Origin of the sequence: Streptomyces sp. NPDC060194, from assembly GCF_042728285.1 — a bacterium.
GTDB lineage: Bacteria > Actinomycetota > Actinomycetes > Streptomycetales > Streptomycetaceae > Streptomyces.
In genome coordinates this window covers 1-5193 of record NZ_JBHWZH010000238.1, presented here as the reverse complement: position 1 = coordinate 5193, position 5193 = coordinate 1, and the positions used below count along the sequence as shown (strand labels likewise).

The window sequence follows — 5193 nt, the reverse complement described above, 5'->3', positions numbered from 1 at the left end:
CCGTACGGATGATCCGTACGGGGGCCGCCTCTCGTGTCGGGTCCGTCAGCGGCCGCGGCCGCCCTGGCCCTGCTGCCAGGCGGGGTCGTGGTCGTACTCCTGCTGCTGGTCGTACTGACCGGCCGGGCGCGGCTGCTGCGGGATCCGCGGCTGCTGGTGCTGCTGCTGCGGATCCGGGTACTGCTGCGGCGGCCTGCCGTACTGCGGGTCGTGCTGCTGGGGGCTGGGCTGCCGCGGCTGCTGGTACTGCGGGTTCGGGTACTGCTGGGGGTACTGCTGCTGCGGCTGCTGCGGGTTCGGGTACTGCGCCTGCTGCGGCTGCTGCTGGTACGGGTACTGCGCCTGCTGCGGCGCGGGCCGGCGCGGCTGCTGGCCGCCCGCCCACTGCTGCTGGCCGTAGGCCGGCTGCTGCGGGGCGCCCTGGCCGTAGGCCGGCTGCGGGGCGGCGGGGGCGGCCGGCTGCTGCGGGCCCTGGCCGGGCTGCGGGGCGCCCCAGGCGACCCGCTGCTGCGGGACGGGCGCGCCGCCCTGGCCGGGCAGCGGGCCGTTGCCGGGGTGGCCGGGCGGCAGCGGGTTCGGGTTTGGGGTGAAGTTCTGCCGGGGCGGCATCGTCTTCGCGAGGGCCGAGCTCTGCAGCCGCATCAGCTGCAGCGTGTTGCCGGCCTCGGGGTCGGAGTAGGGGTCCTCCTCCTCCCAGACGGAGGCGAGCTCCTCCTCGCCGCCGGCCATCGAGACCTCGACCCCGCCCTGCCGGGTGCCCCAGCTTCCGCTGTGGAGCGTGAACAGCGCGTAGAAGCGCAGCGGGGTCAGCAGGGTGAGCTGGATGAGGCCGTAGATCGGGGCCAGGAGGAACATCCCGAAGCGCTTGACGAAGCCCATCCCGCGGCGGGGGAAGTCCAGGTACCGCACGTTGCGCAGATACCCCATGATCACCATGAAGATCGCGTAGTCCCCGATGTGGTTCAGGAACTGCTCCGGCTTGATGATCGGCAGGATGACCATGGAGTAGAACATCGCGGAGCCGAAGACCAGCCACAGCGTCAGCTCCATGACCGTCAGCCAGAAGGCCGGGCGGGACTTGGGCTGGTTGCGGAAGGCCCACAGCGACTCGCGGAAGAAGGACTTGTTCCAGCGGACCTGCTGGCGCAGGAAGTGCGGGATCTTCTCCGGGACCGCGGTGTAGCCGACGGCGGTCTCCTGGAAGACGACCTTGCCCTCGATCAGGCAGTAGTTCGTCATCCGGCGGTCGTCGCCGAAGACGGCCGGCTTGCCGAGGAACTGCTGGTTGAGGAAGTCCGGCAGGTACTTGCGGACCAGGGTGCCGCGGTAGGCGGACAGCGCCCCGCAGCAGCACAGGACGGACTTCAGGCGTGAGTAGGCGGCCCGTTCAAAGAGGAACGAGTTGCCGTACCGCAGGTCCTGGAGGCGGGTGAAGATGTTGGTGTCGTGGTTGAGCGCGAGCACCATGCCCGTCGACGCCATGATCTCCTCGTCGGCGAGCGGGATGAGCAGCTCGCGGACGGTGTCCCGGGACAGGATCGTGTCGGAGTCGACGCAGAGGAAGATGTCGGTGTACGGGGCGGCCTCGAAGCCGAGCGCGAGCGCCTCGCGCTTGCCCTTGTTCTCCTTCTGCACGCTGACCAGGTACTTGACGCCCTTGGCCTCGAACTCCTTGGCCAGCCGGCGGGCCATCCTGATGCCGCCGGGGTCGGCGCTGGCGTCGTCGATGATGTGGATCTCGTTCGGCAGCCGGCTCTGCGCGAGGAGGCTGCGCAGGCCCTGCTCGAAGGTGACCGGGTCCTCGTTGTAGATCGGGATGACCGCGGTGACCCAGGAGTTCTCGATGTACTCGAGCTCCTCGCGGCCCGCCTTGGCCGGGCGGTAGAACAGCGCGCCGATCATCTTCAGGGAGAGCAGGCCCATCGCACCGATGGAGTACAGATGCAGCGAGCCCGCGTCCAGCCGGGTGGCGACGAGGAAGGCGAGGCCGAGGAAGACGAAGTAGGAGACCTTGAGCTGCCGGCGCTTGCGGCGGCCGCGGCCGGCCTCTTCGGCGGCTGGGGCGTAGGTGTCCTGCTGTGTCACAGCTTGACCACCTTGGGATGGTCGGCGGTCTTGCCGCGGGTGTCGAACAGCGCGCGGGCGCTCTCGGCGAGCTGCTCCAGTTCGAGCTCGGCGTGCGGCTGGAGCAGGATGGTGAGGTCCGCGGCGGCGGCCTCGGCCAGGTAGTCCTCGGTGCGCTCGACCGAGGCCCCGTCGACGGTCCAGTCCTCGACGCGGGGGTCGAAGTAGACCAGTTCGGCGCCGCGCTTGCGCAGGTGCTCGGCGACGTCGAGGGCCGGGCTCTCGCGCTGGTCGGAGATGTCGGGCTTGTAGGTGACCCCGAGGAGCAGCACGCGCGAGCCGCGGACGGCCTTGCCGTGGTCGTTGAGGATCTCCGCGGCCCGGTTCACCACGTGGGTGGGCATCCGCTGGTTGATCTCCTGCGCCAGCTCGACGAACCGGAACGGAATGCCGAGCGAACGCACCTTGTACGACAGGTAGTTGGGGTCGATCGGGATGCAGTGGCCGCCGACGCCCGGGCCCGGGTAGAAGGGCGCGAAGCCGAAGGGCTTGGTGGCGGCGCAGCGGATGGCGTCCCAGAGGTCGACGTCGATCTCGCGGCAGAACATCGACATCTCGTTGACGAGCGCGATGTTGACGTGCCGGTAGGTGTTCTCCAGGAGCTTGGCCATCTCGGCCTCGCGGGTGCCCTTGGCCTCCACCACGCGGTGCACGAAGCGCTCGTAGAGGGCGCGTGCGGCCTTGGTGCAGTCCGGGGTGACGCCGCCGACGACCTTGGGGGTGTTCTCCAGGCCGAACTCCGGGTTGCCGGGGTCGATGCGCTCCGGGGAGAAGGCGAGGTGGAAGTCGCGGCCCACCGTCAGGCCGCCGGCCTCCAGGCGGGGGCGGACCACCTCGTCGGTGGTGCCGGGGTAGGTGGTCGACTCCAGGACGACCAGCGTGCCCGCCTGCAGGTGGGTGGCTATGTCGGCGACGGCGCCGTGCACCGCGCCGAGGTCGGGGGCGCCGTGGTCGGTCAGCGGGGTGGGGACGCAGATGACGACCGCGCCCGCCTGTCCGATGACGGAGGCGTCGTCCGTGGCCTCGAAGCCCTGCTCCCGCATCGCGGCCACTTCGGCGTCGCTGATGTCGTCGACGTGCGAACGGCCACCCTGCAGACCGTCGATGACCCGGCGGCTGCGGTCGAGACCTACGACCTTGAGCCCCGCCGCGGAGGCGGACCGGGCGAGCGGAAGGCCCACGTATCCGAGGCCGACGACGACAAGATCCACAGTGGTGGCTCTGCTCACGAAGATGTTCCCTGTCCCTTTTCCGCCGCCTCAAGGGGCAGCCGGTGCGGAGGCTGCACATGGGTTGCCCGGCTATGGGCAAGAGCGGAAAGGCTAACAGTATGTTCATGCCTCGCACACATCAGCGAACCATGGAACATCTCACGGCTCAGGCGTGCAACCGTTCGCGGGTCTCGATCGTCTCAGCCGTCATCCCCGTGGTCTGCGTTCCCCGGCGCCGGCGGGAGGACCACCGGCCGCCGGGGAGGCGACGGCGGCTCAGGTGCGCTGCTCGGGGAGCTGCCCGGCGCCGAGCCGGCTGTGCTTGCGGCCGTATACGGCGTAGATGACGATGCCGAGGGCCATCCAGATCGCGAACCGCAGCCAGGTCTCGACCGACAGGTTGAGCATGAGCCAGACCGAGGCGGCGACCGAGACCACCGGCAGCACCGGCACGAACGGGGCCCGGAACCCGCGGGGCAGGTCGGGGCGGGTGCGGCGCAGGATGATCACGCCGAGGGAGACGACGACGAAGGCGAACAGGGTGCCGATGTTGACCAGCGTGGCCAGCTCGTCCAGCGAGACGAAGCCCGCGAGCAGCGCCGAGGCCAGCCCGAGGATGATCGTGGAGCGGTAGGGGGTACGGAAGCGCGGGTGGACCTCGGAGAAGACCCGCGGCAGCAGGCCGTCGCGGCTCATCGCGAAGAAGACCCGGCTCTGGCCGAGCAGCAGGATCATGCAGACGGTGGTCAGCCCGACGATCGCGCCGAAGCTGATCAGCCCGGCCCAGAAGGGCTGGTCGACCGCCTTGAAGGCGTCGGCGAGCGGGGCGTCGGAGGACAGCTCGCTGTACTTCTGCATGCCGGTGACCACGAGCGCGACGGCCACGTAGAGGGTCGTGCAGATCGCAAGCGAGCCGAGGATGCCGCGCGGGACGTCCCGCTTCGGGTCGACGGTCTCCTCGGCGGCGGTGGCGACGACGTCGAAGCCGATGTAGGCGAAGAAGACGACGGCCGCGGCGGTGAAGATGCCCATCACCCCGTAGACGGTCGGGGTGTAGCCGAAGATGCCCTCCAGCAGGGTCGCGTCGAGGCCCGATCCGCCCTCCGGGCTCTTCGCTTCGGGGACGAACGGGTCGTAGTTCGAACCCTTGATGAAGAACGCGCCCACCGCGATGACGATCAGCACCACGAAGACCTTGATCGCCACGACGACGGAGGTGACGTAGGCGGAGAGCTTCATGCCGATCACCAGGATCGCGGTGACGACGCAGATCAGCAGGAACGCGGCGATGTTGAAGCTGAAGCCGCCGCCGTCGCCGCCGGGGCCCTGGAGGGCCGCGGGCAGCGGGATGCCCCAGGTGTCGAGGAGCGACTGGGCGTAGCCCGACCAGCCGACGGCCACCGTGGCGGCGCCCAGGGCGAGTTCGAGCACCAGGTCCCAGCCGATGATCCAGGCGGGCAGCTCGCCGAGGGAGGCGTAGGAGAAGGTGTAGGCGGAGCCGGCGACGGGGACGGTGGAGGCGAACTCGGCGTAGCACAGGGCCGCGAGGGCGCAGACGATGCCGGCGACGATGAACGAGATGGTGACGGCGGGCCCGGCGTAGTCCTTGGCGGCGGTGCCGGTGAGGACGAAGATGCCGGAGCCGATGATGACCCCGACGCCGAAGACGGTGAGGTCGAGGGCGGAGAGCGACTTCTTGAGCCGGTGCTCCGGCTCCTCGGTGTCCTTGATCGACTGCTCGATGCTCTTGGTGCGGAACACTCCGCTGCTGCTTCTCACCCGCGCACCTCCGTAGGGGACGGAAACTCCCCCGGCCACGGACGAGGGCCGGGCGGATCACCCGTAGAGGGTGACCGCC

General features: G+C 69.8%; 3 protein-coding genes. All 3 read right to left on the bottom strand.

The genetic code is table 11. The annotated features are described in order from the left end of the window. Positions 1-45: 45 nt before the first annotated feature. The 3 genes from ACFWEG_RS28145 to ACFWEG_RS28135 all read right to left on the bottom strand — a co-directional run bounded on the left by ACFWEG_RS28145 (position 46) and on the right by ACFWEG_RS28135 (position 5114). Positions 46-2085, bottom strand: a complete 2040-nt coding sequence (locus ACFWEG_RS28145) for a glycosyltransferase (RefSeq protein ID WP_387220697.1) — start codon at positions 2083-2085, stop codon at positions 46-48. Next, the gene (locus tag ACFWEG_RS28140) at positions 2082-3353 is read right to left on the bottom strand and encodes a nucleotide sugar dehydrogenase (protein ID WP_387220695.1); all 1272 of its coding nucleotides are present in this window, start codon (positions 3351-3353) and stop codon (positions 2082-2084) included. The genes ACFWEG_RS28145 and ACFWEG_RS28140 overlap by 4 nt, the downstream gene beginning before the upstream one ends. A 258-nt stretch (positions 3354-3611) precedes the next feature. Further along, entirely contained in the window at positions 3612-5114 is a 1503-nt protein-coding gene (locus tag ACFWEG_RS28135) for an amino acid permease (protein WP_387220693.1), read from the bottom strand. Positions 5115-5193 lie beyond the last annotated feature (79 nt).